General features: G+C 72.5%; 23 protein-coding genes and 4 pseudogenes. 16 read left to right on the top strand and 11 right to left on the bottom strand.

What is annotated here, in order from left to right; translation table 11 throughout:
• The first annotated feature begins 18 nt into the window (after positions 1-18).
• Positions 19-566: pseudogene (locus ACIRQ9_RS08405) on the top strand (hypothetical protein).
• Here ACIRQ9_RS08405 and ACIRQ9_RS08410 read toward each other — a convergent pair.
• Positions 481-2,094: a cytochrome bc complex cytochrome b subunit gene (locus ACIRQ9_RS08410; RefSeq protein WP_404168467.1), complete on the bottom strand. Its 1,614-nt coding sequence runs from the start codon at positions 2,092-2,094 to the stop codon at positions 481-483. The pseudogene ACIRQ9_RS08405 and the gene ACIRQ9_RS08410 sit on opposite strands and share 86 nt — an antisense overlap.
• A gap of 297 nt (positions 2,095-2,391) precedes the next feature.
• Between ACIRQ9_RS08410 and ACIRQ9_RS08415 the strand changes: the two genes are divergently transcribed.
• From ACIRQ9_RS08415 to ACIRQ9_RS08435, 5 genes and pseudogenes are all read left to right on the top strand, one after another.
• Positions 2,392-2,589 carry a hypothetical protein gene (locus tag ACIRQ9_RS08415; RefSeq protein ID WP_404168469.1) on the top strand — a complete coding sequence of 66 codons (198 nt, stop codon included), beginning with the start codon at positions 2,392-2,394 and terminating at the stop codon, positions 2,587-2,589.
• A gap of 156 nt (positions 2,590-2,745) precedes the next feature.
• A complete protein-coding gene (locus tag ACIRQ9_RS08420; protein ID WP_404168471.1) occupies positions 2,746-3,642 on the top strand; it encodes an RNA polymerase sigma-70 factor in 897 nt (298 codons plus the stop codon).
• A gap of 123 nt (positions 3,643-3,765) precedes the next feature.
• Positions 3,766-4,596 carry a helix-turn-helix transcriptional regulator gene (locus ACIRQ9_RS08425; RefSeq protein WP_404168473.1) on the top strand — a complete coding sequence of 277 codons (831 nt, stop codon included), beginning with the start codon at positions 3,766-3,768 and terminating at the stop codon, positions 4,594-4,596.
• Positions 4,597-4,736: 140 nt separating this feature from the next.
• Positions 4,737-5,063, top strand: a pseudogene (locus ACIRQ9_RS08430) (DUF3099 domain-containing protein).
• A 277-nt stretch (positions 5,064-5,340) separates the two neighbouring features.
• Positions 5,341-5,892, top strand: a complete 552-nt coding sequence (locus ACIRQ9_RS08435) for a hypothetical protein (protein ID WP_404168475.1) — start codon at positions 5,341-5,343, stop codon at positions 5,890-5,892.
• Positions 5,893-5,900: 8 nt separating this feature from the next.
• Here the strand turns inward: ACIRQ9_RS08435 and ACIRQ9_RS08440 are convergent, their stop codons facing one another.
• Positions 5,901-7,256, bottom strand: a complete 1,356-nt coding sequence (locus ACIRQ9_RS08440; RefSeq protein ID WP_404168477.1) for an NAD(P)/FAD-dependent oxidoreductase — start codon at positions 7,254-7,256, stop codon at positions 5,901-5,903.
• A gap of 187 nt (positions 7,257-7,443) precedes the next feature.
• On the opposite strand from ACIRQ9_RS08440, the gene ACIRQ9_RS08445 reads away from it, so the two are divergent.
• The 5 genes from ACIRQ9_RS08445 to ACIRQ9_RS08465 all read left to right on the top strand — a co-directional run bounded on the left by ACIRQ9_RS08445 (position 7,444) and on the right by ACIRQ9_RS08465 (position 11,631).
• Entirely contained in the window at positions 7,444-7,875 is a 432-nt protein-coding gene (locus ACIRQ9_RS08445) for a GntR family transcriptional regulator (protein WP_404168479.1), read from the top strand.
• Entirely contained in the window at positions 7,872-8,786 is a 915-nt protein-coding gene (locus ACIRQ9_RS08450) for an ATP-binding cassette domain-containing protein (RefSeq protein WP_404168481.1), read from the top strand. Before ACIRQ9_RS08445 ends, ACIRQ9_RS08450 begins: the two co-directional genes overlap by 4 nt.
• Positions 8,783-9,739 (top strand): transporter, encoded by a 957-nt coding sequence (locus tag ACIRQ9_RS08455; protein ID WP_404168483.1) that lies wholly within the window; start codon positions 8,783-8,785, stop codon positions 9,737-9,739. Before ACIRQ9_RS08450 ends, ACIRQ9_RS08455 begins: the two co-directional genes overlap by 4 nt.
• A gap of 611 nt (positions 9,740-10,350) precedes the next feature.
• A complete protein-coding gene (locus ACIRQ9_RS08460; RefSeq protein ID WP_404168485.1) occupies positions 10,351-10,767 on the top strand; it encodes a hypothetical protein in 417 nt (138 codons plus the stop codon).
• A gap of 84 nt (positions 10,768-10,851) precedes the next feature.
• Positions 10,852-11,631 (top strand): polysaccharide deacetylase family protein, encoded by a 780-nt coding sequence (locus ACIRQ9_RS08465; RefSeq protein ID WP_404168487.1) that lies wholly within the window; start codon positions 10,852-10,854, stop codon positions 11,629-11,631.
• A gap of 46 nt (positions 11,632-11,677) precedes the next feature.
• Here ACIRQ9_RS08465 and ACIRQ9_RS08470 read toward each other — a convergent pair whose 3' ends face one another.
• The 3 genes and pseudogenes from ACIRQ9_RS08470 to ACIRQ9_RS08480 form a co-directional block, all read right to left on the bottom strand.
• Entirely contained in the window at positions 11,678-12,160 is a 483-nt protein-coding gene (locus tag ACIRQ9_RS08470) for a helix-turn-helix domain-containing protein (RefSeq protein ID WP_404168489.1), read from the bottom strand.
• Positions 12,161-12,523: 363 nt separating this feature from the next.
• Positions 12,524-12,816: pseudogene (locus tag ACIRQ9_RS08475) on the bottom strand (N-acetyltransferase); the annotation flags it as partial.
• A 97-nt stretch (positions 12,817-12,913) separates the two neighbouring features.
• A complete protein-coding gene (locus ACIRQ9_RS08480) occupies positions 12,914-13,336 on the bottom strand; it encodes an OsmC family protein (RefSeq protein ID WP_404168490.1) in 423 nt (140 codons plus the stop codon).
• Positions 13,337-13,630: 294 nt separating this feature from the next.
• Here ACIRQ9_RS08480 and ACIRQ9_RS08485 point away from each other — a divergent pair, with 294 nt between their 5' ends.
• Positions 13,631-14,092 carry a cupin domain-containing protein gene (locus ACIRQ9_RS08485; RefSeq protein WP_404168492.1) on the top strand — a complete coding sequence of 154 codons (462 nt, stop codon included), beginning with the start codon at positions 13,631-13,633 and terminating at the stop codon, positions 14,090-14,092.
• Positions 14,093-14,153: 61 nt separating this feature from the next.
• The gene (locus ACIRQ9_RS08490; RefSeq protein WP_404168494.1) at positions 14,154-14,786 is read left to right on the top strand and encodes a DUF5134 domain-containing protein; all 633 of its coding nucleotides are present in this window, start codon (positions 14,154-14,156) and stop codon (positions 14,784-14,786) included.
• Between the two features lie 206 nt (positions 14,787-14,992).
• On the opposite strand, the gene ACIRQ9_RS08495 is transcribed toward ACIRQ9_RS08490, so the two are convergent.
• The 4 genes from ACIRQ9_RS08495 to ACIRQ9_RS08510 all read right to left on the bottom strand — a co-directional run bounded on the left by ACIRQ9_RS08495 (position 14,993) and on the right by ACIRQ9_RS08510 (position 20,092).
• Positions 14,993-15,541 carry a putative immunity protein gene (locus tag ACIRQ9_RS08495; RefSeq protein ID WP_404168496.1) on the bottom strand — a complete coding sequence of 183 codons (549 nt, stop codon included), beginning with the start codon at positions 15,539-15,541 and terminating at the stop codon, positions 14,993-14,995.
• Between the two features lie 46 nt (positions 15,542-15,587).
• Entirely contained in the window at positions 15,588-18,452 is a 2,865-nt protein-coding gene (locus ACIRQ9_RS08500) for a helix-turn-helix transcriptional regulator (protein WP_404168498.1), read from the bottom strand.
• 232 nt (positions 18,453-18,684) lie between these two features.
• Complete coding sequence (locus ACIRQ9_RS08505) at positions 18,685-19,155, bottom strand: MarR family winged helix-turn-helix transcriptional regulator (protein WP_404168500.1); 471 nt, start codon at positions 19,153-19,155, stop codon at positions 18,685-18,687.
• A gap of 169 nt (positions 19,156-19,324) precedes the next feature.
• A complete protein-coding gene (locus ACIRQ9_RS08510; RefSeq protein ID WP_404168502.1) occupies positions 19,325-20,092 on the bottom strand; it encodes an SDR family NAD(P)-dependent oxidoreductase in 768 nt (255 codons plus the stop codon).
• 306 nt (positions 20,093-20,398) lie between these two features.
• Here ACIRQ9_RS08510 and ACIRQ9_RS08515 point away from each other — a divergent pair, with 306 nt between their 5' ends.
• The gene (locus ACIRQ9_RS08515) at positions 20,399-22,099 is read left to right on the top strand and encodes an L-aspartate oxidase (protein WP_404168990.1); all 1,701 of its coding nucleotides are present in this window, start codon (positions 20,399-20,401) and stop codon (positions 22,097-22,099) included.
• A 308-nt stretch (positions 22,100-22,407) separates the two neighbouring features.
• Positions 22,408-23,079 carry a sigma-70 family RNA polymerase sigma factor gene (locus ACIRQ9_RS08520; RefSeq protein ID WP_404168504.1) on the top strand — a complete coding sequence of 224 codons (672 nt, stop codon included), beginning with the start codon at positions 22,408-22,410 and terminating at the stop codon, positions 23,077-23,079.
• A 26-nt stretch (positions 23,080-23,105) separates the two neighbouring features.
• Here ACIRQ9_RS08520 and ACIRQ9_RS08525 read toward each other — a convergent pair whose 3' ends face one another.
• The gene (locus tag ACIRQ9_RS08525) at positions 23,106-23,450 is read right to left on the bottom strand and encodes a hypothetical protein (protein ID WP_404168506.1); all 345 of its coding nucleotides are present in this window, start codon (positions 23,448-23,450) and stop codon (positions 23,106-23,108) included.
• 38 nt (positions 23,451-23,488) lie between these two features.
• A pseudogene (locus tag ACIRQ9_RS08530) lies at positions 23,489-23,584 on the bottom strand (alpha/beta hydrolase); the annotation flags it as partial.
• A 612-nt stretch (positions 23,585-24,196) separates the two neighbouring features.
• Here ACIRQ9_RS08530 and ACIRQ9_RS08535 point away from each other — a divergent pair.
• Positions 24,197-25,927 carry an ATP-binding protein gene (locus ACIRQ9_RS08535; RefSeq protein WP_404168508.1) on the top strand — a complete coding sequence of 577 codons (1,731 nt, stop codon included), beginning with the start codon at positions 24,197-24,199 and terminating at the stop codon, positions 25,925-25,927.
• The last annotated feature ends 50 nt before the right edge of the window (positions 25,928-25,977 follow it).

Raw genomic sequence — 25,977 nt, forward strand, 5'->3', positions numbered from 1 at the left:
TACGTCGGACCGGCCGAGCTGAGGGCCGGGGTCCGGCCCGACGACGAGGGCGCCGGATCGGCTCGGCGCCCGAATTCGACGGCTGGTTCGCGGAGCGGCCTACGGCGGAGTCGGCCGAACCATTGACGTTCGTGGTCGGCATGGACGGAGTGCTTCGGCTGGCGCCGCGGCGAAGCGAGCACGTCGCCTGTGCCGGCGGAGACATGGTCCTGAGCGCCGGCGAGACCAGCTTCACGCACGCAGCGGACCGGTGGACCGTGAGCGAGGTCAGCGACCGGTCCACCGGCTACTGCCCGGACGTCTCCTCCTGGGCGGAGGTCGCCCGTGCTCCCGAAGCGGTGGGCCTTTGGCACCCTTCCGGCTTCACCCACGAGGTGGTGTTCCGGCGATGCCCCGACTGCCAGGAGCACAACGTCGGCCGTGAGGGCGGCTTCGTCTGTGTCCTCCGCCCTCCCCGCAACCCCGCCCGACGCCCGTCGCTCAGGTGTGGTGGCGCCCGGCGTCCTCGTACTCCTGGCGGGTGGGCTTGGGTATCTGTGTGCCGGGGCCGTAGAGGGCGCGGCTGAGGCCCGCTCGCAGGCGCTGTGCGCGGCGTGTGGCGGCGCTGCCCGTGGGCCGCGGCGGTATCTCCAGGGGCCGGTACTGGACGTGTGCCGTCAACTCGTGCAGTCGGGCGCGGTCGAGCGGCTCGTGGACTTCGACGTACTCGCCGTGCGGGAGGCGCTCGATGGTGCCGGTCTCGCGGCCGTGCAGGACCTCGTCGCGGTCCCGTCGCTGCAGGCCGAGGGCCCAGCGCTTGGCGACGGTGAAGACGACGGCCGGGGCGGCGAACAGGCCGATGCGCACCGTCCAGGTGACGGCGTTCACGGAGAGGTGCAGGTGGGTGGCGATCACGTCGTTGGCGGCGCCGATGAGCGCCATGACGTAGACGCTGATCCAGGCCGAGCCCAGGGCGGTGCGCACGGGACGGTTCCGCGGGCGGTCCAGCAGGTTCTGCTCACCGTCGTCACCGGTGACCCACGCCTCCACGAACGGGTAGGCGCCGAGTGCGAGGAACATCAACACCCCGCCCAGCAGCGGCAGGAGGACGTCCAGCGCCAGGGTGTGGCCCCAGAGGTCGACCTCCCAGCCGGGCATCACCCGCAGCAGTCCGTCGGCGACGCCCATGTACCAGTCGGGCTGGGAGCCGCTGGAGACCTGGTCCGGCCGGAAGGGGCCGTAGTGCCAGACGGGATTGATCTGCGCGATGCCGGCCAGGAGGGCGATCACGCCGACGACCAGGAAGGAGAAGGCGGTCGCCTTGGCAGCGGTCACACGCGGCGGCAGACCGGGCACCCGGGTGTCCGCGCGGCCGGAACCCGGGTACGAGGACTGCCTGTGACGGACCGTCAGGACGACGCAGAGCGCGATCAGGGCGACCATCGCTCCGGGCAGGATCACGGTGTGCAGGGTGTTGAAGCGGGCGATCAGGTCGCTCCCGGGGAACTCGCCGCCGAAGAGGAGGAACGACAGGTAGGTGCCGACGACCGGCAGGGCGAGGATCGTGCCGTTGACGACCTGGAGGCCGGTGCCCGACAGCAGGTCGCCCGGCAGGTCGTAGCCGGTCAGGCCCGCGAACATGCCGAGGACGAGCAGCAGGAAGCCGGCCACCCAGCCGATCTCCCGCGGTCTGCGGAACGCGCCCGTGAAGAAGATCCGCAGCAGGTGGACCAGCAGCGACGCGAGGAAGATCAGCGCCGCCCAGTGGTGCGCCTGCCGGACGAGCAGACCACCGCGGACCTCGAAGGAGACGCGCAGTGTCGAGGCGTACGCCTCCGACACGGGCAGGCCCCGCAACGGCGCGTAACTGCCGTGATAGATGACCTGTTGCGAGGACGGGTGGAACCACAGGCTCAGCCAGACGCCCGTGATCACGAGGACCACGAAGCTGTCGAGCACGATCAGCCCGAGCATCAGCGACCAGTGGTCCGGAAACACCGCGTGCCGCAGGCGGCGGGCCACACCGCCGGAGCCCAGGCGGCTGTCGGCCCATGCGGCGAGCCGCTCCCCGGTGCGGTCCTGTCCGGCGGCGGCCGGGGCGCTGTCGTCGCCCATCTGTTCACCGTTCCTTTTCTCCGCCACGCCCGGTGCTCCGCGCCCGCGAGCCGCCGCGCCGACGCCTTCGCGGCGCGCACGCTCTGCACGGGTTCGTCACGAGTCGTCCGTGGTGGTACCGCCCGGGCGTGTTCGCTGACTGTTGTCCCTCATCTGACCGACCAAAGCGGCCAGGTGTGACATGGAGGCGACGCGTTCTGGACGCGGCCGGCCTGTCACAGGCGCGCCGACAGCACGGTCAGGGTGGGTGACGGCCGGGCACGGCCGTGAACGATCCGCCGAGCAAGGACGCCCGCCATGTACCTGGACTCAGACATCAGGCTCTCCCTGGCAGCCGAGGCCGCCGCTCTCGAAGCGCACGCCGTGCTGCTCGGGGAGGCGATCGGGATGCTCGATGCCGACATCCGGGCGGCGAGCGAACGTCTGGAGCGGCTGCGCGGCCCGGCCGATCCCGGCACCGCTTCCCCGTCGGACCCGCGCGGCCGGCTTCCCTGACGCCGGCCGTTCCGCACCCTCCGACACGTCGGGCGCCCGCGAATGACAGCGTGTGTCACGTCGTGAAGGCGGGCCTCCGAGCGGTCACACCTTTCGAGCAGCGTGCTGGGGACACGCTGCTAGCATGGTCGGTGACCAGGTCAGAGGGGACGTTTCATGCACGGCGACGCCGGATCCGAGGCCCTCGATCAAGCGACGAGGGACTTCCTCGCGGTCCGGTCGCGGCTCTTCGGCATCGCCTACCGTGTGCTGGGGAGCGCGGCGGAGGCCGAGGACGTGGTCCAGGAGACCTGGCTGCGGTGGCAGAACACCGACCGTTCGAAGGTGAAGGAACCGGCCGCCTTCCTGGCCACGACCACCACCCGCCTGGCGATCAACGTGGCCCAGTCGGCCAGGGTGCGGCGGGAGTCCTACATCGGGCCCTGGCTCCCCGAGCCCGTCGACACCCGCAACGACCCCCAGCTCGGTGCCGAGCGGGACGAGGCCGTGGAGATGGCCGTCCTGCTGCTGATGGAGAAGCTGAACCCGGTGGAGCGCGCCGCCTACGTGCTGAGGCAGGCGTTCGACTACCCGTACGCGCGGATCGCCGACATGCTGGAGACCAGTGAGGCCAACGCCCGCCAGCTGGTGAGCCGCGGGCGCAGGCACCTGGCCGCCGAACGCAGGGAGCAGGTCAGCCCGGAAGCCCATCGGCGGTTCCTCGAAGTGCTGCTGTCCGCCGCGCGGACCGGGGATCTGAAGGTGCTGGAGGACGTGCTGACCGCGGACGTCGTCAGCTACTCGGACGGCGGCGGCATCCGCGGGGCGTCCAGGATCCCCGTCGTCGGACGGCCGCACGTCTCGCGGTACCTCGTCGCCTTCGCGCCGCGCTTCTGGGCGGACATGGAGATCCGCTGGGTGGAGGCGAACAGCCGCCCGGCGGTGCTGGTGTCGTCCGGCGAGGAGCCGGTGGCCCTGCTCTCCGTCGACGTCTCCGTGGACGGCGTCGACCGGCTCATGTGGGTGATGAACCCGGACAAGCTCCTGCCGTACGCGGCGTCGCTGAGCGGCTGAACGCCGTACGGTCCGCGCGGCCGCGTCGGCGGCACCCTGGCGGGCCCGGTCGAGGGCGTGGAATAACGGCCCGGTGGACCTTGGGGTCGGGTGGTGGAGACGGAAGCGGAGGAGGAGGACGGGATGGCGGACCGTGCGGCGCTGGCCGCGTTTCTGCGGACGCGCCGGGAGGCCCTTCAGCCCGAGGACGTCGGGCTGCCCCGCGGACGCCGCAGGCGTACCGGCGGCCTGCGCCGGGAGGAGGTGGCGGCGCTGTGCGACGTGTCCGCCGACTACTACCGCCGTCTCGAACAGCCACGGGGCCCGCGCCCCTCCGAGCAGGTGCTCGCGGCGCTGGCCCGGGGCCTGCGCCTGTCGCCGGAGGAGCGGGATCACCTGTTCCGCACCGCCGGCCACCCCGTGCCCCGGCGGGAGCGGTGTGACGACCGGGTCGGGGCGGGGATGCTGAGCATCCTCGACCGCCTCGCGGACACTCCCGCCCAGGTGGTGAACCATCTCGGGGAAACCCTCGTGCAGACCCGCCCCGCCGTCGCGCTCCTCGGCGACGAGACCGCCCACACCGGCCGGGCGCGCAGCGTGCACTACCGCTGGTTCACCGATCCGGCCTCCCGGCTCGTCCGTCCCGCGAGCGACCACGCCGTGCTGAGCCGCCTGATGACCGCCGATCTCCGGGCCGCCCTCACCCAGGACGGAGCCGACTCGCCCACGGCGCACCTGGTCGACGCGCTGCACCGGGAGAGCGTCGAGTTCGCCGCCCTGTGGCGGGAGCACCTCCTGCCGGGTCCCGGCTGTGCCTCGGAGCGTTTCGTGCATCCGCGGGTCGGCCTCCTGGAACTCGACTGCCAGACGCTCCTCGACCCCGACCGGTCCCAACGGCTCGTCGTCTATACGGCCGCACCGGGCTCCGCGAGCCACACCCGTCTGCGAGCGCTGTCGCCGCCCGACGGCCGCTGAGGCGAGGTGCCACGGAACGCTGTCACAGATGCCGGGCCTCACCTGTCCTTATGGACGTACGACTGTTCTCATGCATGTACGACGACTTCCGAGGGCGCCCGGCACCGCACGGTGTCCGGGCGGACGGGCGGTGGAACGTGATCACGAAACGCGGCGGTGTCCAGGTCTTCCGCATCACCACGGCGAGCCAGGGACTTCACGAGGACGTGCGCGGCCGTCAGCGCCGCTAAATCGCCTCCATGTCCGTGCGCACGCTCTCGGTGATCCTGGCGGCCACCTTGTGGAACGTCGAACGGCACGTCGCCATCGTCGCGTTGGTGCTCGGCGTCCTGCTGCCGTGCGCGGCCGTCGTCGTCGCCAACGGGGGCCGCAGGAGTGACGCCGCGCCGCTGCCGGCCGTCGAGCCCGCAGCCGCCTCCCGGCCGATGATCGCCCCGCTGCGCGACGGCGCACCCACGCGCCCCTGATCGTGCGGGGCGCCCCGGCGACTTCGCCGGGTCAGCCGGTCGCCGGCGTCCGGTCGAGGAAGCGTCGCAGGCCGGTTCGGACGTCATCGAGGCCGTCCGCGCCGTGATGTCCGTGCACGTCGCCCCGCCGATCGGAAACGACCAAAAGGTGTGACACGGATTCCCGCGCACGAAAGTGGTGCCTATCATGTGGGTGCGGTACCCACGTCCGCGTCGGCCCGGCCCGGCACGCCGTCGGCGGGATGGGGCCGCAGCGGACAGAGGATGAGAGGAACGCATGGGCTCTGCAACCCGCTCGATGCACGATGTCGAGGCCACCGCCGAACGCCTCCAGGAGGACCTGGCCCGTCTGCAGCTCCAGAAGCAGGCGCTGGAGAGGGAACTGGCGGCGGTCGTGGCGCATCTCGGCTCGGTGCGCCAGGCTCTCGGTGCGTTCGAGACCCTGATGCGCACCCCGGCCGCCACCGAGCAGGTGCCGGTTCCTCAGCCCGCCGTCGGCGAGACGGACGTCAGCGTCCCGGAGGCCGCGGCCGTCCCCGCGCCCGCTCCCCGCAAACCTCAGGCCGAGCCCGAGGACACCGGTTCCGCCGCTCCGGAGGAGGACGACTCGGACGGGCAGCAGAAGTACGGCCGCCTGACCGAGCAGATCATGGACTTCTTCGCCTCGGCCGGCGACACCGACGTACGCGCCCGTGACGTGGCCGCGGCCCTCGGCCGTGACACCGACAGCGGAACCATCAACGGGGTCCGCAGCACACTCGACCGTCTGGTCGGCGCCTCCCGCATCCAGCGGACCGGGCGCGGCCTCTACCGCGCCCGTCGTTCCTAGCCGACGTCTCACACCGTCGTGCGGTCGCTCACGGGGCGCTCGTCGGTTCGCCGCGGGTCGCCGCTGGTGACGAACGCGTCCCGCGGATGCTGCACGGAGGCGAGGGACACCAGGTCGCGTCCGAAGAAGGCGGCCGTGAGCCAGACCGCGAGGACGCGGATCTTGCGTTCCCAGGAGGGCACGGCCAGGACGTGGTAGCCGCGGTGCATCAGCCAGGCCGGGAATCCCTTGACGACGATCCCCTTGTACTGGAAGATCCCTCGGCCGAGCCCCAGGGTGGCCACCACGCCGAGACTGCTGTGCCGGTAGTCGGCGACGCGCCCGCCCCGCAGGTCGGCGACGATGTTCTTCGCCAGGCGCCGGCCCTGCCGCACGGCGTGCTGCGCGTTCGGCACGGTGCGCGCGCCCGGGACCGCGGACGCCAGGTCGGGCACGGCGGCGTCGTCGCCGGCCGCCCACGCTTCCGGCACGGGCTGCCCTTCGGTGCCCACGCGCAGGTCCGCCCGGACCACGAGCAGACCGCGTTCGTCGACCGGCAGATCGGTGTGGTTGTGCACGACGGGGTTGGAGGCGTTGCCCGCGGTCCACACGACCAGCGCGGAGTCGAACTCCTCGCCGTCGGAGAGCACCACGCGGCCGTCGGCCAACGAGCTTATCTGCGTGCCGAGGTGGACGTGCCCGCCGCGGCGCTCCAGCTCGCGCACCACCCAGGCGCCCGGCCCGTCGCCGACCTCGGGCAGGATGCGGTCGCGTGCCTCGACCAGGTGGAAGGACAGCTCGTCGCGGCTCAGTTCGGGATACGACGTGAGCATCGCCGTCGCCAGTGACAGCAGTTCCCCGAAGCCCTCGACACCGGAGAACCCGCCGCCCGCGAACGTCACGGTCAGCAGCCTGCGCCGCTCCGCGCCGTGCGGCAGGGACGCCGCCTGGTCGAAGGCGGTCATCAGGCGGTCCCGGATGGCCACCGCCTCCTCGACGTGCTTCAGGCCGATCGCGTGCTGCGCGAGCCCCGGGATCGGGAAGGTGCGGGTCACGGCGCCGGCGGTGACGACGAGGGTGTCGTAGCCCAGCTCGTACTCGGCGCCCTGGACCGGCCGTACCGTCAGCGCCCGGTCCGCGTGACGGATCGAGGTCACGGCCCCCGAGACCAGCCGGGTGCGGCGCAGGTGGCGCCGCAGGGAGACGGCGGCGTGCCGGGCCTCCACCGATCCGGCCGTCACCTCGGGCAGGAACGGCTGGTAGGTCATGTACGGGCGGGGGTCGACGACGGTGATCCGCGCCTCCTCCGGACGAAGCCTCTTCTCCAGGCCCCACGCGGCGTAGAAGCCCGCATAGCCGCCGCCGACGATCACAATCTCACGCATCAGGCCCTCTGTCTGTTGTCCGACACCATGGAGACCGGACACCGGGCGACCATGTGACACAGCGTGTGAACGGTTCCGCCTCGTGCGTCGTGCCGGCGCGCTCACAGGCGTTTGACAGCGCGCCCGGACTTCCACCATGCTTCCATTAATTCATTAGTACAAGCATGGTGGAACCGAGGAAGGCGACGTGATCGACTACCGGATCGACCGCGGCGGCGGCGTACCGGCCTATGTGCAGATCGTCGAGCAGACCGAGCGGGCGCTCCGGATGGGCTTCCTCAAGGTCGGAGACAAGCTGCCCACCGCCAAGGAGGTGGTGGCGGCGACCGCCATCAACCCCAACACCGTGCTCCGGGCCTACCGCGACCTGGAGCAGGCGGGCCTCGTCGAGCTGCGTCGCGGTCTCGGAACCTTCGTGACACGGTCGCTGGCCCGGCCGGGCGCGGAGGACGACTCGCCGCTGCGCCGGGAGCTGGGCGACTGGGTGGCACGTGCTCGGGCCGAAGGCCTCGAACGGGCCGACGTCCTCGCCATGGTCACCGCGGCCCTCGACACCCATGACACCGCACACGACAGCCGCGCCCCAAAGGACCGGGGACGGACGAAGGAGGACGCATGACCGGGCCTGACGCGCCGGACGCCTTGCGCGCCGCGGGACTCGGATTCCGCTACCGAAGGCGAGGCGGCTGGGCCTTGCGGGACTGCGACTTCGCCGTGCCCCGCGGCCGCATCACCGCACTCGTCGGACGCAACGGCGCCGGCAAGAGCACCCTGCTGCACCTGGCCGGCGGCCTGCTGCGGGCCGGTCGCGGGGACCTGCGCGTCCTGGGCGCCGAGCCCGGTACGGCCGAGGCCCGCGGCCGGGTCGCCCTGCTCACCCAGGACAAGCCGCTCTACCCCCGTTTCACCGTGGCGGACACCCTGCTGATGGGCGCGAAGCTGAACCGTGCGTGGGACCGGACGGCCGCCGAGCGGATCGTCCGGGACGGCGGCATCGCGCCGCACTCCCGCGTGGGCGAGCTGTCTCCCGGGCGACGCACCCGGGTCGCACTCGCCCTGGCCCTCGGCAAGCGGCCCGACCTTCTGCTCCTCGACGAACCGCTCGCCGACCTCGATCCCGTGGCGCGTGGGGAGATCATGGCGGAGCTGATGGCCGAGGCCGCCGAGCGCGGCACCAGCATCGTGCTGTCCTCGCACGTCCTGCCCGAGCTGGAGGAGACCTGCGACTGGGTGCTGGCGTTGCGCGACGGCCACGCCGAGCTGAGCGAGGACGTCGAGGCGCTGCGCGAGAGCCACACCGTCCTGACCGGACCCGCCGGCCAGGACGACACCCTCACCGGCCGGCACACCGTCGTGCACAGCCGTACCGCCGGCCGGCAGATGACCGCGCTGATACGCCGGGGCGGACCCGTGCGCGGCGACTGGCACACCGCACACCCGAGGCTGGAGGACATCTTGATCGGCTATCTCCAAGCGGACGAGCAGCCTGAGCCGGCGACCTCGGCTCCGCGGACGGAGGCGGCGGCATGAAGGGTTCCCTCTGGCTCGCCTGGCGCCAGCAGCGGGTGCCGGCGGGTGTCGGCGCGGCCGTCCTGCTGGTCACCGCGGCGATCGCCGCCTACTCCCGCTCGGGCATGCTCGACGCCCTGCACAGCGGGCTGTTCGACCACTGCGCCACCGGTCCGCTGTACTGCACCCGGTCCGGCACCGGCCTCCCCCTGCTGCTGGACATCGAGCCGCTGAAGTACCTCGGAGCGCTGAACATCGCGCTGCCGGTCCTCGTCGGCGTCTTCTGGGGTGCCCCGCTGCTCGGCCGCGACCGGGAACTGGGCACGCACCGCCTGGTCCTCGCCCAGGGCCTGAGCCGCGGCCAGTGGTTCGCCTCCCGGTTCACGCTCGCCGCGCTCACCACGGCCGCCCTCGCCGGGCTGCTGGCGGGAATGTTCGCCTGGTGGTGGCGTCCGGCCGCCGACCGCAGCTACGGACTGTTCTGGTACGACAACACCGCCCTCAGCGGCTCGGGCCCGCGTGTCGTCGCGGCCGCCCTGTTCGGCCTGGCGGCCGGCACGCTGCTGGGCCTGCTGACCCGCCGGGTCCTGGCGGCGATGGGCCTGACCCTGCTGGCGACCGGAGTGACGACACTCCTGCTGGAGTGGACGCACTGGTCCCGGATCCTGGTGCCCCCGCGCAGCTACGTCAGCGCCGGCATCGCCCCGAAGGCCCCGATGGGCGAGAAGTGGTCCACCGGCGACTACGGCCTGATCACCGCCTCCGGCCGCCACGACTCCGTGTTCGCCTGCCCGTTCCCCTCGGGAGCCCGGCTCAGGGAGTGCATGTCGGCACACGGCTACGTGGCCCGCTTCTACCGGGCCAGCCCCGCCGGTGACTACTGGGCCTTCCAGTGGACCGACACCGCGATCCTCGGCGGTCTGGCCGTCCTGCTCACGGTCGCCACCGTCCTGCTGCTGCGCCGCCGCGTCTGACACCGTCGCTGTACACCGTTCGTGCCGCCGCCTCCGACCGAGGCGGCCGCACCGAGGCCCGTCACCCGCCCCGCCTCTTCCCAGAAGTCCACCCGCTGTTCCCCTCGTTCTTCCCCTAGCACGGAGGTCGCTTCGTCATGCCCGCAGACGCCAACTCGCCGAAGAACCAACGCCTCGACCGCGCCGCCCTCACGGATCCGTACCGGCATCACGGCCCGCACGCGCGGTGCGTGGCGGACCGGGAGACCCGCCCGCACGGCCGGTCCCCGATACGTGCCGGCCGTACGCAGCTCCTCGCAGCGTCCTGACACGGCCGCCCGTGACACCATGTTGTCCCCCGTGACCCACGCCGACCGGCCGCGCCTCACGGCGATGGACGGACTCCGTCTGCTGGCCGCGCTGACGGTGGCCGCCTACCACTTCCTGGGCACGCCCACCCCGCGCTTCCGGGGCCCCACCGAGCTCCGCCCGTTCGCCCCGTTCCTGCACGAGATCAGCCGCTACGGCTGGCTCGGCGTCGAATTCTTCTTCCTCATCAGCGGATTCGTGACCTGCGTGAGCTGCTGGGGACGGACTCCCGCGCAGTTCGCCGTGGGTGCTACCAGCTCACCGTGCTCGACCTGCGTGTCGCCGAGCACGCGGCCGTACCGGCCGGCGAGGGCCGGCCTTCCTGGGCCGTCTGCGCGCTCGTCCTCACGCTCTGCCTCGGCCTGCTGGCCCTGACGGTGACGGACCCGTTCACCCGCGTCAGCGGGCGTTGGCTGGTCACCGCGGGCGCCCTCACCTACCCCTTCTACCTCGTCCACCAGAGCCTGGGAATCCCCCTCGCCAAGGGGCTGATCCAGGCCTTCCCGACACTGGGACCGCTGCCGTCCATGGCGCTCTCCGTCGTCGGCACGCTGGGTCTGTCCCTGCTCGTCCACCGCCTGGTGGAGCGCCCGCTCGGGCGCCGCCTCAGGCGTCGGCTGACGCTCGACATGCGCCGGCCCGACCCCGCCGCGCACCTGTCGCTCACCCGCGCGCGCTGACCCCGGCCTCGCTCCGAGGCGCACCGGCACCGGACCCACGCCGCCGCGCCACAACCTCCGCATCACACCGAAGGAAGCATCCGCATGCGCTTCAACGCCTCTCCCGGACGGCGACGCGTCATCGTCGCCGCGACGGCCGCCACAGCCGCCGCCCTGGCCGTCGCCCTGACGCTGGTCCTCACGGTCACGACCTACGACCACACCTCGCCGCGCGCCGCCCGGGACGGGGCGTCGGGGTCGGTGACCGGCTCCGTCGACTGCCGCAAGGCGAAGTGCGTGGCCCTCAGCTTCGACGGCGGTCCCAGCCCGACCACACCGAAGCTGCTGGACATCCTGAAACAGCGAGGACTGCACGCCACGTTCTTCGTGCAGGGCAAGGGCCACATCTCCAAGTACCCGGACATCCTGCGCCGGATCGCCGACGAGGGCCACGAGATCGGCAACCACACCTGGAACCACAAGCGGCTCACCGACCTCGACGAGAGCGACGCCCGCGAGGAGCTGGCCAGGACGCAGAACGCCATCGAGCGGATCACCGGCACCACGCCGATCCTGATGCGGCCGCCGGAGGGCCGCACCAGTCGCGAGGTGGCGAAGGTCTGCCAGGGCCTGGGGCTGGCACAGGTGCTGTGGAGCGTCACCGCCAAGGACTACGAGACGACCGACTCGGCCCTGATCACCGAGCGGGTGCTCGACCAGACCCACCGCGACGGCATCATCCTGCTGCACGACCTGCACAAGGGGACCGTGCCCGCCGTTCCGGGGATCCTCGACGCGCTGGAGCGGCGCGGATACACCATCGTCACGGTGTCGCAGCTGCTCGCTCCGGCCAAGCCGCGGCCCGGCATGGTCTACCGGCCGTGAGGTGCCCTACGCCGCGAGGCGAACCCGGCGTCGGGTGAACCCGCCGTCAGGCGAAGCGGCTGGAGGACGGTTCCGGCGGTGCCGAGGCGTCCGACCACGACCTGCCCGGCTGGTAGATCATCTGGGCGAGTTGGAGCGGGCTGACGTTCAGCAGCCGCAGGAGCGCGGCCGTCTGCTGGGCGTCGCCGGTCCACAGGCTCCGTTCCTCGGCCTGCTCGTACTGGGCCGTGTCCATCCCGATGGAGTGGGCCAGCCTGGCCGTCGTGAACTGCCGTTCCAGACGGTGTTCCATCAGCGTGCGGGGATCGTCGATCCCCATGAGGTCCGTGGTCCGGCACCACAGGACGTCCGCGAGGGCGAACAACTCCTGCTCCGTGGGGTGGTAGTCCCCGAACTCCCAGGCGTGGACGTGCGAGATGTCGATCGAAGCGCCGCACGCGTTCATCTGCTCCGCCACCTGCTGCGGCGACATTCCCAGGCTCTGCCTGGCCGCCAGGGCTACGGCGGGCACGAAGGGCGGTCGGTTCACGGGGCGGCCTCTCCTGTTGCTGTGTGCCGAGGACCTGTGCCGACGAGCCTCCGTCGTCGGGTGACGGTCCGGGCGCGCGAGCCTCGGTGCCGTGGACACCGGCACCTCGCGTGATCACGCTGCCGAGCAGAGTGTCCCTGCCGCGCTCCTCCACATGCGACGCATGTAACACACATCTGCACGGCGGACCTTGACGCCTGCCCTGTCGGTCATCACCGTCCACCACCGCAGGTCCTCACGGGGCAGGCGCGTGGTGGCCGACGGGGCAGCGGTCCGCCGGCCCGTGGAGCCGCAGGTGCGCTCGGATCAGGCCGGTTCGCCGCCGCCCAGGGCTTCTCCCTGAGAGGGAACGACTTGTCGGACGGTGCCGCGGTCCACCATGAGCCGGTGCACGCAGCCGGCCACCGGCGGCTGTGGCCCCCAGGCGTCCTCGACCTCCCACCACAGCTCCCAGGCCCCGGCCACACGGCCGTCGGCCTCGGCGATCCAGGCCTCGCCACGGTGCACGACCCCGCGGAAGTGGTCGGCGTCGAGCTGACCGGGCCGCCACTGACCGGTGCTGCCCCGGGCGAGCAGCCAGCGGGCGGCGTCCCTCGCAGTCGCACGAGGGCGGCGAGGTCCGTCTCCTCGGCGGGACGGAGGCACAGATCGTTCACGCCGGGATCCTCGCACGGGCCAGGACAGACCACCCGCGCTTTCCATCGGGCGTGCAGCGGCGGGTGTTCGACGCCTTCGAGGACGAGGAGGCGGCGATCAGGCCGGCTGTCCCGGCTTACCGGTCGGCCGTCGCCACACCGTGGGCACGGTCGTCACCGGGACACCCGCGGTCAGCAGCCGCTGCACCGGACACCGCCCGGCCACCGCGATCAGCCGCTCGGCCTGGACGGGCTCCAGATCGCCCGACAGGTGCACGTTCTTGACGATCCCGCCGTCGGCGTCGAAGGCGAGGTCCACGTCGACCTGGTGCAGCGGCCACTCGTGCCGGTCGGCGAACGCGCGCACGGTCATCGACGTGCACGATCCCAGCGCGGCCAGGAGGAGTTCACCGGGAGTGGGTCCGCAGTCGGAGCTGACGGGCTCGGGTTCGTCGGACCTGACGAGGTGCGTGCCGATCACGACGGTGCGGGCCAGTCGGCCGCCCTCGTGGACGGAGACGGTGCGTGCGGTTGCGGACATCGGTCGGCCTTTCCGGCAGTCGGGTGAGCGAGCGGCCGTAGGGCAGGTGCGGGCGCGAAGGTCAGCGGACCGCTACGGCGGTGCCAGTAGGACACCGCGGAGGACGTCGGTGTGACACGCGCGTCGCACGGCGCGCCGGTACGAGGGTGGCGGTGCGCCTCAGGCCGTCACAGATCGGTCCCGTGTCCGGTCAATGGGGGTGGAAGCAGGTGGCGGCGAGGTCCGGCCACCAGCACGCGCCGGGCGGCCGATGGACCGTCCTTGGCGCTGTCGAGTCATGGAAGGTGCGTCACAGTGTCAGACAATGCGCAGCACGGCCACGGCCACGATCACGGTCACGGGACCGGGGGTGAGGACGGGCCGAGCTGGACCCGGGCGGCCACGCTCCTCCAGGACGCGGCACCGATCACGATTCCCGATGGTGCCTCGGCGATGACCATCCACGTGGCGTGGGAGCCGGGCGACCCCGGCACTCCGCCGCACCGCCACTCCGGACCGGCGTTCGGATACGTCGTCAAGGGCGCGGTCCGCTTCGAGCTGGAAGGCGAGCCCGAACGCGTCGTCGAGGCGGGCGGCACGTTCTGGGAGCCCGGCGGCGACGCCATCCACTACCAGGACGGCAACGCGCTGGCGGACGCCAGGACCGAGTTCGTCGTCACCATGATGTGCGCCCCGGGCAAGCCCATGCTCGAACTCGTCGACGAGGACGAGCTCAAGCAGCGAGCGCATCTGCGCGCTCCGCGGCCCACGGCCTGATCCCCCTGCGCCGGACGACCCCGCCCGCCGGACACCGCCACTCAGGAGGGGACGTGCGGACGTGAACGCCTCCGGTCTCGTGCGCGTGATGCTGACCGTGCTCTTCACGGCGGCCGCCGTGCGCGGCGTGCACCGGGCCGTGGCGTTCCACCGGGCGGGACGGCGCGAGCGCGGAGACCGGATCCTGCATGCCGCCATGGCTGCCGCCATGGCGGTCATGCCGTGGAGCCACGGGTCGCCACTGCCCCACCCCGCCGGAACGGCGTTCTTCGCGGCCGCGGCCGTCTGGTTTCCCGTGACCGCCGTCCGCCGAGACTCCCGGTCCTGGGGCGCCGCCCTGGCCGGGAGCCTTCCGGCCACGACCGGGATGGCCGCCATGGCGTGGATGGAGTGGCAGGCGCACGCGATGGTCGGCCCGCCGCACGAGAAGCTCCCCGGTCCGCCGGCCACCGCGCACCACGCGGGCCTGCCCGGCCACGCGGCGCACCTCTCGCCGGCCGTCCAGACGGTGACCGGCGCACTGGCCCTGTGCCTCCTGGCATACGCGCTGTCGTCGCTGGTCCGCGTGCTGCCGGGCCGGCACACCCGGCGCGGCCCGGCCAAGGGCGCGATCGACCGGCCCGAACCGTACGGGCCGTTCTGGGACGGGTCGACGGCGCTGGGCATGAGCATCATGCTGCTCATGCCCCACTGAGCCGCACCGAGCGTCCGCCGTCGTGGCACCGCAGGTGCCCGGCGCCGGGCGCAGCCAGGCGCCTGACGTCGCGTTCATTGCCCAACGTGTTCGTCTGTCCCAAGGAGCCCGAACATCCGCACCGTTGGTGCGGGTCCCGGTAGCTCGTCGCGTCACGGAGCGGACCGCCGACCGGAGTGAGGGGGACCCGTGCGCGCGACGCACGGTCACTCGGCGCGGGTGTGTGCACGAAGGGCGGCGTCCAGCGTGCGTGTCAGCTCACCGACCCGTCCGCCGCCGCTCGGTGCCGCCGGAAAGCGTCCGAGCACGTCCACGACGGCCGGTGTCGCCAGGTGCGCCGCCCTTCGAAGGTGTGCGGCGGCCACGTTCCGATCGTCGTCGGCGGCGAGTTCAGCCGCTCTTGCTCCATGGGCCGCGGCGCCGAGAATGTGCTTGACCTGGGTGCTCCTGGCCAGCGGATGCAGATAGGCGGCGGCCGCCGCGGCCATGGCCGCCCGGGCCGCCTCGCCCGCGGCCGCGGTGTCCGTGTTCTTCGCCGCCTTGAGCGCCGCCCACGCTCTGTCGCGCAGCTCCTGCCCCCGCTCGCCGCCGCGGGCGAACGCCCACGCGGCGTCGACCGCTTCCCGGGGACGCGAGTCGTCCGGCTGGTCGCTCTCGAACACGTCGAGCACGGCTTCCGCACACGCCGCGGCGAACCCGGTGACCTCGCGGAGGTCCTGCACGCTCAGAGCGATCTCGTCTGCTTCACCTTTCACGTCTTCATTCTTGTCCCGCCGCGCTAATGACCGGCCTCGACGGTGTTCAGCGTGGTCGGGACGCTCCGGAGGGACGGGTCGGCGGTTTGGTCCGGTCCGGCCGGGTCGCGGCCTCGCGCCGGTGCCCCCCGTTCAGGGGCGCGGCGCCGGAGAGGGCGTCCGGTAGCGCACGGCGCGAGTTGATCCCGAGCTTCGTGTAGACCTTCCGCAGGTGCCACTCCACCGTGTGCGGGCTGATGAACAGCTCGGCGCCGATCCGCGCGTTCGTCATGCCGCCGGCGGCGAGCGCGGCGATCTGCGACTCCTGTGCGGTCAGGGTGTTCGTCGCCTTGGTGACGCGAGCCCTGACGTGCTCGCCGGTGGCGATCAGCTCACGGCGGGCCCGCTCGGCGAACGCGTCGGCCCGCATTCCGTCGAACATCTCGTACGCCGTGCGCAGCTGGTCGCGGGCCTGTGACGGTCGACGGTTGCGGCGGAGCCACTCGCCGTACAGCAGGTGGGTGCGGGCGACTTCCACGGTCACGCCGCCCCGGCCGAACTCGTCGATCGCGGCCCGGTAGAGGGTGTCGGCCTCGTCTCCTTCGGCGAGCAGGGCCCGGCTCCGCGCGCCGGCGCCCGCGGCCCACCCGGAATCGGTGGCACGGGTGAGTTCGAGCAGCCGGGCGAGGGAGGCGTGGGCCTGGTCGGGTCGGCCGCACCGGGTGGCGGCCTCGATGTGTTCGACCAGCGACAGACCGGTGAAGTTGAACCCGTCGTGCTCGATGCCCGAGCGGGCGGCGGCCAGGGCTTCGTCGTAGCGGGCCAGCCCGTTGAACAGGACGCCCTGGATGTAGCCGGTGGCGCCCAGGAGGGACACCTCACCGCGTTCCACGGCACTGGCCCGGGCGTCGTCGATGATGCGGGCGGCCGCGTCCGCCTCGCCGCGCCACGCGGCCAGGACGAGCGCCGCGTACTGGTGCTGTGCGTGCCCGGTCGCGGCGGCGAGCGTGTCGGCTTCGTGGATCATCCGGGCGGCCTCGGCGAAGTCGCCGTGGTGGATGTGGACTCCGCCGGCGTAGATCAGCGCCGGGGGCAGCGCACCGAGCGCACCGATGTCGCGGGCCAGCCGTACCGCGCGGGTCGCCAGCCTGTCCCACGCGTGCAGGTCCCACGCGTAGTGGATGAACGCCTCCAGGGCCACCGGAACGAGGAGGAGCCAGCGCATGGTGGCCTCGCGGGTGCGGAGTTCCTCCTGCACGAGGAGGTCCAACGCGCGGCGCAGCGCCGGGAGTCCGGTCTCGTAGCCGTCGGTGAGGATCGTCGCCACACCCTCCAGGAGGAGATCGGCCGCCTCGGAGCCCGAGGGCGGGGCACCGGATGCGCGGGCCGCGACGGCGGCGGCGCGCGCACCCGTCGGACCGTGCACCCGGCCCGCGAAGATGGTCGCGCTGATCGCTTCGAGGTAGGTCTCCCGCGCCAGGGGCGACTCGGCGGCGGTGAACTGCGCGGCGGCTTCGAGGAGGAGTGGTGCGGCCTCGTCGCTGCGGCTGCGGGCGAAGAGGATCCGGGCGCGCAGCCGCGCCAGGCGCGCGCGGTCCAGTGAGCCGAGGGGGCACAGTTCGGCGAGCGTCGCCTGTTCGGTGGCGCGGTCGGGCGAGGCCGCCGAGAAGTGGGCCTCGGCCGCGGCGACGGCCCGGCGTCCCCGGCACCGGGCGTCCGGCGTCAACTGGGCCGCGCGCTCCAGGAGTACCGCCTCGGCGGCGATCCCGCCGCGCTGCCGCGCCCGGTCGGCCGCCCGTTCCAGCTCGACGGCGACCTCCTCGTCCGGCCCGGAGGCGGCCTGGGCCGCGTGCCAGGCCCGCCGGTCGGGGTCCTGCGCGGGGTCCGTGGCCGCGGCCAGCGCCCGGTGGACCGCCCGGCGCTGCTCGGGGCCGGCCTGGTGGTAGACCGCGGAGCGGACCAGCGGGTGCCGGAAGCGGAGGAACCCGTGGAGGTCGATCAGTCCGGCCGACTTGGCCGGAGCGGCGTCGGGAACGATGTCGAGCGAGGCCGCGGCGCGGGTCAGCAGTCCCGCGTCCCCGACCGGTTCCGCGGCGGCGATGAGCAGCAGGGTGCGGGTCGGTCCGGGCAGCGAGCCGAGCCGCTCGGCGAAGTCCCGTTCCAGGCGGCGCGACACCGTTCCCCCGACACCCGGAGAGGCGGACGAGTCCAGGCCGTAGGCCAGTTCGGCGGCGGTACGGCCGCGGGAGAACTCCAGCAGGGCGAGCGGATTGCCGTGCATCTCGGCGACGAACCGGTCCCGTACCCGCTTGTCCAGCCGCCCGCCCACCGTGGATTCCAGCAGCTCCGAGGCCGCGACGGCGTCGAGTCCGCCGATCCGGGTCCCCGGCAGATCGGCGAGCGCGGCCCTCCCCTCGGGATCGCGTACGGCGAAGACCATCGCGACGGCCTCGGCGAGCAGCCGTCGGGCCACGAACTCCAGCGTCTGCAGCGACACTTGGTCGAGCCACTGGGCGTCGTCGACGACCACGAGCACCGGCCGGTTCTCCGAGGCCCGGGTGAGCAGGGACAGCACCGCGAGACCGACCAGGAAACGGTCGGGCGGGTCTCCCGCCGCCGTCCCGAAGGCCACGCGGAGCGCGTCCCGTTGGGGTCCCGGCAACTCGTCGACCTGTCCCAGGAACGGTGCGCACAGCTGGTGCAGGCTCGCGTACGGCAATTCCATGTCCGCCTCGACGCCCTGCGCCCGGGTGACCGTCACCTGTGCCGCCCGGGCGACGGCGTACTCCAGCAGCACCGACTTCCCGATGCCCGCCTCGCCGCGGAACACCCGCACGCGGGACTCGCCGGCACGCAGACCGGCCAGCAGGTCGTCGAGCGCGGCTCGTTCAGCTCGCCGGCCGACCAGATCGGGAAGCGTGCTGGTGGTCATGGGGCGCGACTCCTATCGGGCTGCGGGCACCTCGCGCGGACTGTGCGTGTGCGCGCACAGGTCCGTTCACCCGACTGACCGGGAACCGGCAGGATCTGTGACGAGCAGCCCCCTGCCGATCCGTCCGCGCGGGCGGCGAGCGTGTCACCGCCCGCCGCAGGGACCGCCGGCCATGGCTCGCGGGCCTAGGTGTATTGATCACAAGCGTTGTTGACACGTGTGATCAATACACCTAGCCGCACCGCTCCGGCGACGCGTCCGTGTCGCTCGGCTCTCCCCACAGGTACCGCAGCAGCTCTCCGTCGGTGTCCTCGGCTGCCATCTGCCGGACGGCGCCGGTGACGGCCCGGTGCAGGACCGGCGTGCCGATCCGCAGCGTGTCGTGGGCGACGGCGGTGAGTTCGATCTCGATGCTGCGGCGGTCGTCGCTGGACGTGCGGATGGTGATCAGGCCGCGGTCCTGGAGGCGGGCCACGAGACGGCTGGTCGCGGACTGGCTCAGTCCGACGACCGCGGCCAGGTCACCCAGGTAGAGCGACCCCTTGCCCGCCCACGTCCCGCGCCGCAGGGCACCCAGCGCGGAGAACTCCCGTGCCCCGAGGCCCACGTGCCGGCGAAGGTCCCCTTCGATCCGGGCCTCGATCTTCTTGTGGACGCGGTTCATCGTGGTCCATCGCTCGACCATCACCAGATCGTCGCTCACCGGAGAATGCTCTTTCCCTGTCGTGGCCCGTGTGTCCCGTCGTGGCACGACCACGGGCCTGGCCGCCGTGGCCTCGGCGCGCCTTCCTCATCAGACCGGGCAGCACCTCTCGACGTGACACTCGGCGGGGACCCGGTGCGGCGCTGACGGTCCCGGGCGCCGCATGGCGTCAGACGAGTTCGAGACCGCCGTCGACGGTGATGACCTGTCCGGTCGCGTGCCGTCCGGCGGGCTCCGCGAGGCGCAGAACCCAGTGGGCGACCTCCTCGGCGTCGGCGATGCGGTGGGTCGGGATGCGCTCACGCTCGTAGGCGTACATGTCGTTCGCGGCCTCGGGGCTGAGGCCGGCGTGGAGCATCACGTCGGTCCGCGTCGGGCCGGGAGCGATCGCGTTGACGCGAACGCCCTCGGCCGCGAGTTCCAGCGCCCAGCTGCGCGTCAGCTGCTCCACGGCGGCCTTCGTGGCCGCGTAGTGGGCGCCTCCGGCCATGGGCCGGTGTCCGTAGGTGCTGGACAGGTTGACGATCGTGCCGGAGGTCTCGCGGAGGTGCGGCAGGGCTTCGTGGGCGAGCAGGCTCGGGGCCACGACGTTGAGCGCGAACAGATCGGACACCACCTGCTTGTCGGTCTCCGCCAGCGGCATGACGGCCGTCGCTCCGGCGTTGTTGACCAGGTGGTCGAGGCGTCCCCAGCTCCGGACGGCGGTGCCGACGATCTCCGCGGGGGCGCCGTCCGCACACACGTCGACGGCCAGGACCTCGATGTTCTCGTCCATCGCCGCGGTCTCCTTCAGGGGCTGCTCGCGCCGGCCCACGCCGAGGACGTGCGCCCCGGCCCGCGCGAAGGCCACGGCCGTGGCCCGTCCGATGCCCGACCCGGCACCGGTGACGATCGCGACGTGTCCGGAGAAGATTCGGTCGGCTGAATTCGTGATCATGAGACTTCCATCGTTCGAAGGTCGACGTCCGCCGAACATGATGTGCAAGCTTTTCCCACGCAGTCAAACATGTGGATCGATCCGTGACGCGAGGCACAAGAAAGTGTCACAACATTCTCGTGGGGCCATACGGCGATCAGCGCCGGCACCGCGGAACCGCGACGGCCAGTGCCGAAAGGCCGCGGCTCCTACCGGGTCGCTCCGTCCCAGCGTGTTGTCACACACCGTCCCGGTCGCCGGTCTGATGACCGACCCACCCAAGCGATCGGAGCAGTCGTGGTTGCAACCGAAAAACGTCTTTCCACCATGGTGCTGGTGATCGGTACCGGCGGCGCGGGCCTGCGTGCGTCGATCGAGCTGGCGGAGGCCGGCGTCGACGTCATCGCCGTGGGCAAGCGCCCCAAGGAGGACGCCCACACCTCCCTCGCCGCCGGCGGCATCAACGCCGCCCTGGCCACGATGGACCCCGAGGACAGCTGGCAGCAGCACGCGGCCGACACCCTCAAGGAGAGCTACCTGCTCGGCGACCCCCGGACCGCCGAGATCGTCACCCGGGGCGCCGCGCGGGGCATCGACGACCTGGAGCGCTACGGCATGGCCTTCGCCCGGGAGGAGGACGGCCGCATCTCCCAGCGGTTCTTCGGGGCTCACAAGTACCGTCGTACCGCGTTCGCCGGGGACTACACGGGCCTGGAGATCCAGCGGACGTTGATCCGGCGCGCCGCCCAGCTGGACATACCCGTGCTGGACGGCGTCTACATCACCCGCCTGCTGGTCGAGGACGGCACCGTCTTCGGTGCGTACGGTTTCGACCTGGCGTCCGGTACGCGGTACCTCGTCCACGCCGACGCCGTCATCCTGGCCGCGGGCGGTCACACCCGGATCTGGCGACGCACGTCGTCGCGGCGCGACGAGAACACCGGCGACTCCTTCCGGCTCGCCGTGGAGGCCGGGGCGCGGCTGCGCGACCCGGAGCTGGTCCAGTTCCATCCGTCGGGGATCATCGAGCCGGAGAACGCGGCGGGCACGCTGGTCAGCGAGGCGGCCCGCGGCGAGGGCGGCGTCCTGCGCAACGCCCTCGGCGAGCGGTACATGAGCCGCTACGACCCGGCGCGGAGGGAGCTGTCCACCCGCGACCGGGTGGCCCTGGCCTCCTACACGGAGATCAAGGAGGGCCGCGGGACCCCCAACGGCGGCGTGTGGCTGGACGTGTCGCACCTGCCCCGCCAGACCGTCATGCAGCGGCTGCCCCGGGTCTATCAGACCCTTCTCGACCTGCAGATGCTGGACATCACCCGGGACCCGATCGAGGTCGCGCCGACCGCGCACTACTCGATGGGCGGGGTGTGGGTGCGTCCGGAGGACCACAGCACGGACGTACGCGGGCTCTACGCCATCGGTGAGGCGGCCAGCGGCCTGCACGGCGCCAACCGCCTGGGCGGCAACAGCCTCATCGAGCTGCTGGTCTACGGACGGCTCACCGGCCAGGCGGTGGCCGCCTACTCCGCGTCGCTCACCGCCCAGCCCCGTTCCGCCGCCGCGGTCGCCGAGGCCCGGGCGGAGGTCGACGGCCTGCTCGCCGCGGACGGGCCGGAGAACGTGCGCGCCCTGCAGCGTGCCATCCGCAACATCATGACCGAGTACGCCGGTGTCGTCCGCGACGAGGAGGGCCTGCGCACGGGGCTGGCGGAACTGGCGGCCGTCGAGAAGCGGATGGACGACGTCGGTGTGCATCCCGACATCGCCGGCTTCCAGGACCTCGCGCACGCCTTCGACCTGAAGTCGGCGGCGCTGGCGGCCCGCGCCACTCTGGAGGCCGCCCTCGAACGCCGGGAGACCCGCGGCTGCCACAACCGCAGCGACCACCCGCGGACCGATCCCGCGCTGCGGGTCAACCTGGTGTGGTCCCCCACGACCGGCGTCACGCGCGAGAGCATCTCCGGCATCCCGGACGAGATCGCCTCCTTGATGGAGGAGGTCGCGACCGACGGAAAGCTCGTCGAGTAGGCCGGGACCCGGCAGGTCGTCCTGTCGGTGTGCCGCACCCCGCGCTCGTGGCCGTACCCGGGGCCCGTCGTCCGCACCGCGGAACGGCGGGCCCTTCGCCCTGCCCCGTAACCCGTCCTTCCTCCGGACCGGGCCAGGGTGTCCCCCCTCCCCCGTGGTCCCTGGCCACGCGTCCACCACGCGTCCACCACGCGCTCACCACGTACCGGCCACGGACGGTCAAGGGCGCGGCCCGGCACCTCGGGAAGCGAGGTTGGTTCAGCGGCCCTCGTGGGCCGCGAACCCCCCACTCGACGGAGGAGAAGATTGTGGACGCCACCCTCATGGAGGCGAGACGCGGGCCCACCGCGCAGGACATCCCCGCGCCGCCGGACATCGCGGAACTGGACGACGCGGTCGCCGTGTTCACCCGGACACGCCCCTCGCTGCTGCACCTAGCGCATCGCATCGTCGGCAGTCCGACGGAGGCCGAGGACGTCGTGCAGGAGGTCTGGCTGCGGCTGCAGGGCACGGACCGGGCGGCCGTGAAGAACCCGTCGGCTCTGCTGCGGACGATCACCGCGCGGTTGGCGGTGAACGTGGCCCAGTCGGCCCGCAGACGCCGCGAGGTCAGCGCCACTCCGTGGATTCCCGACGCGGTGGACCTCGACGTGTCGCCGGAGTCGGTCGCCGAGCGGCAGGAAGCCCTCGCACACGCCATCGCCCTGCTGCTGGCCACGCTGACCCCGAGGCAGCGAGCGGCGTATGTGCTGCGCGAGGGGTTCGGATACTCCTACGACGGCATCGCGGCGCTGCTCCACCTCAGCGTCGTCAACGCGCGGCAGCAGGTGGCACGTGCGCAGCAGCGGCTCGGCAGCCGCCGTCACCGCCAGGAGGTCGATTCCGTCGCGCACCGCCGTCTCGTCCAGGCGTTCCTCGGGGCCGCGCGCGGTGGCGAACTGGCGCACCTGGAGCGGGTTCTCGTGGCGGACGCTCAGTGACGGCGCCCGCCCGGCTCGCTGTCCGATCAGGTCAGCAGGCCGACGATCAGAGCCGTGCAGACGATCACCACGACGAGGGTCAGCGCCATGCCGACCAGTGTGCCGCGGAGCCACCGTCCGAGCCGGACACGGTGCAACTCCTCCGCCGCGCTGACGCTGCCGGCGATGTGGTCCGTGACCATGCGTGCCACGTACCGCTGCTCGTCGAGGTACCACCTCTCCAGTTCGTGCTTCTGGTCCGGACTGAAGTCGTCGGCCCCCGCGGTGAACGCGGCCAGCCGGCGGCGAGCCGCGCTGAGGTGGGCCTCCTGGTAGAGGTAGGCCTCGATGTCGATCAGGCCGCGGGCGGCTGCCTGCTTGTCCGTGTCCATCGTGTGCTCCGAAGTGGGTGTAGGGCCGGCCGGTTCCCCGTGGCACCCTCGCCCAGAGCGGCATCGGTCACGGGGCGCTGGGTGGCCGCCATGACGGTGGCGGTCTCCGCGGCGACGTCGGCGGCGAAGTCCTGGGCCGTGGGTCCGAGAACGATGTCGCTCCGCATGCTCCTTCTCGGTCATGAGGTTTCCTGGCACTATCCCCCATAAGACCGGGCGGGAAGGAACGATGTGACACCGTTCGACGGCCCTGCGAACGCCGACGTTGCGACGGACAGCGCGATGTGACTCCGTGGACGCGGAGGCTGCGACTCGCGCACCGGAGCCGGGCTGGGGGGCGTGACGGGTGCCGAATCCCGCCGGACAGCCCTGCCGCCGGTGCGGCGCTTCGACGGGCGCGGGCGTGCAGTTGGCCGAAAGCGGTTGCCCGCCGGGCGAAACGTGTTCCCGGCGTGCAGGGGCCTGCACGCCGTCGTCACAGAATGCTTGGTTCCGGACGCTCAAGATCGGTCGTAATCGGGTGAAGTTGCGTATCACACGCATGTGCGGCCGGGGCGGTTTCCCGACTAACTGAACTCGTCGGAGGGATCGGGTCATTGGTGCGGTCCGAGGGGTTCGTGGGATGGCTAGCATGAGCGGCGTGCGTGAACCGGAAGCCCGCCGTCCTGAAGCGGCCGCGCTTCGGGACGTCGACGACGTCCGGTCGCCCACGTGATCTCTGCTCGTACGGACCGAGGGACCGCGGAATGCCAGTGCCTGCTCGCCCCCGTCAGCGTCGACGCGGGAAAGGGGCGCGCTCATCCCCCACCGTGTTCCCGGTGATCCTGGTCCTCGCGGCCGCGGGCGCCGCCACCACGGTCCTCCTCGCTCCCGAAGGCGCCCGCACCTGGGTCATGGGCACGGCGGTCGCCGCCTGCGTCTGCCTCGTGGCCGTCGTCAGCACCGCCTCCTTCCTCCTGCGCCGCGCCCTGCGACAGGCGGACTCCTCCGGTGGCGAGCTGGAGATGACCAAGGACAACTGGCGGCGCCAGGAGGCGCAGACGGCGCAGCTCGTGGGTGTCAGCCTGCCGGGCGTCGCACGGCACCTGAAGGGCGGCGCGAGCGCCGACGAAGCGCTCTCCCGGGTGGCCGTCCCCTCCGACCCGCACCTGCGCCAGATACTGCACACGTTCGCCGGTGAACTCGCCGAATCGGTTCGACGCACCGCCCACGCCGAGGAGCAGCTGCGTACCGCGCGGTCCGAACTGACGCAGGAGAGGGCGGAACTGGAGCGCCTGACCGGCGAGACGCTGCCCGCCGCGGTGGCCCTGCTGCGGGAGGGCAGTTCAGGCAACACCGTCCTCACCAAACTGGCCTGGCCGCAGGACGACATGCTGGCCGGTTCGGCGGAATGGTTCGTCCGGGAACTGGCGTACAGCGAACGGCGGTCCGCCGCCGCCCAGGCCGCCTCGGCCAAGGCGCTGAGCCGGGTCCAGGCGAAGACCGTCTCGATGCTGGCCGACCTGCGGGACATGCAGGACCGCCACGGCGGCGAGGTCTTCGGCGACCTGCTCCGGCTTGACCACAGCACCTCTCAGCTCGGCCTCATGACCGACCGGCTCGCGCTGCTGATGGGCGGCCGATCCAGCCGTGTCTGGAACAAGCCGATCGTCATGGAGAGCATCCTGCGCGGCGCGGTCGGCCGGATCGCCGCCTACCGGCGGGTGCGGCTGCACTCCTCCAGCAAGGCCGCGATCGCGGGCTTCGCCGCCGAGGGCGTGATGCACCTGCTCGCCGAGCTCATGGACAACGCGGCCAACTTCTCGCCGCCCATCGACGAGGTCCACGTCTACGTGGAGGAGCGCAGCGCGGGCGTCGTCGTCACCATCGAGGACAGCGGTCTGAAGATGTCCGACGCCGCCATGCGCCGGGCGGAGGAGTCCGTGTCGGGCCGGGTCACCGACCTCGCCTCGCTGCAGGGCACCCGCCTCGGCCTGGCCGTGGTGGGGCGGCTCGCCGAGCGGTACGGCATCAGCGTCAACTACCGGCCCTCCTCGCGCGGCGGAACCGGAGTCGTCGTACTGCTGCCGCAGCAGCTGGTGGCCCAGCAGCGGGAACCGCTCGTCGAGCGGCCGCGGCGCGGTGCCCAGGCCCCGGTGACCGCGCCCGCCCCCGCGGCGCCGGAGCCGGCCGCCCCGCTCGCACCGCCCGTCGCGCCCGCGGACCTCGTGCCCGAGCCCGGTCCCGCACCCTCGTCCGGCCAGGACCCCGTCACCGACAACGGCCTGCCCGTACGCGCCCCCGGCCGCACCATGGCCGAGGCCGAGCGCTCCCGGCAGAAACCGTCGGTCCCCGCGCCCTCGGCCGGGTCCGGCGAGCCGGGACCGGCGCGCGACGCCGGAAGCCAGTTCGGCGCCTTCCACCGTGCCCGGCACGGCGGTGCGGCCCCCGACCCGGCCCCCCGGCCCGAGAACGGGCCGGGAACAGCGGCCGACTAGGCCGCGAGCGATCACACCCCCGTACGCCCCCGCGCGTACTCCTCAAGGGC

Source organism: Streptomyces sp. NPDC101237, from assembly GCF_044767465.1.
GTDB lineage: Bacteria > Actinomycetota > Actinomycetes > Streptomycetales > Streptomycetaceae > Streptomyces > Streptomyces gramineus.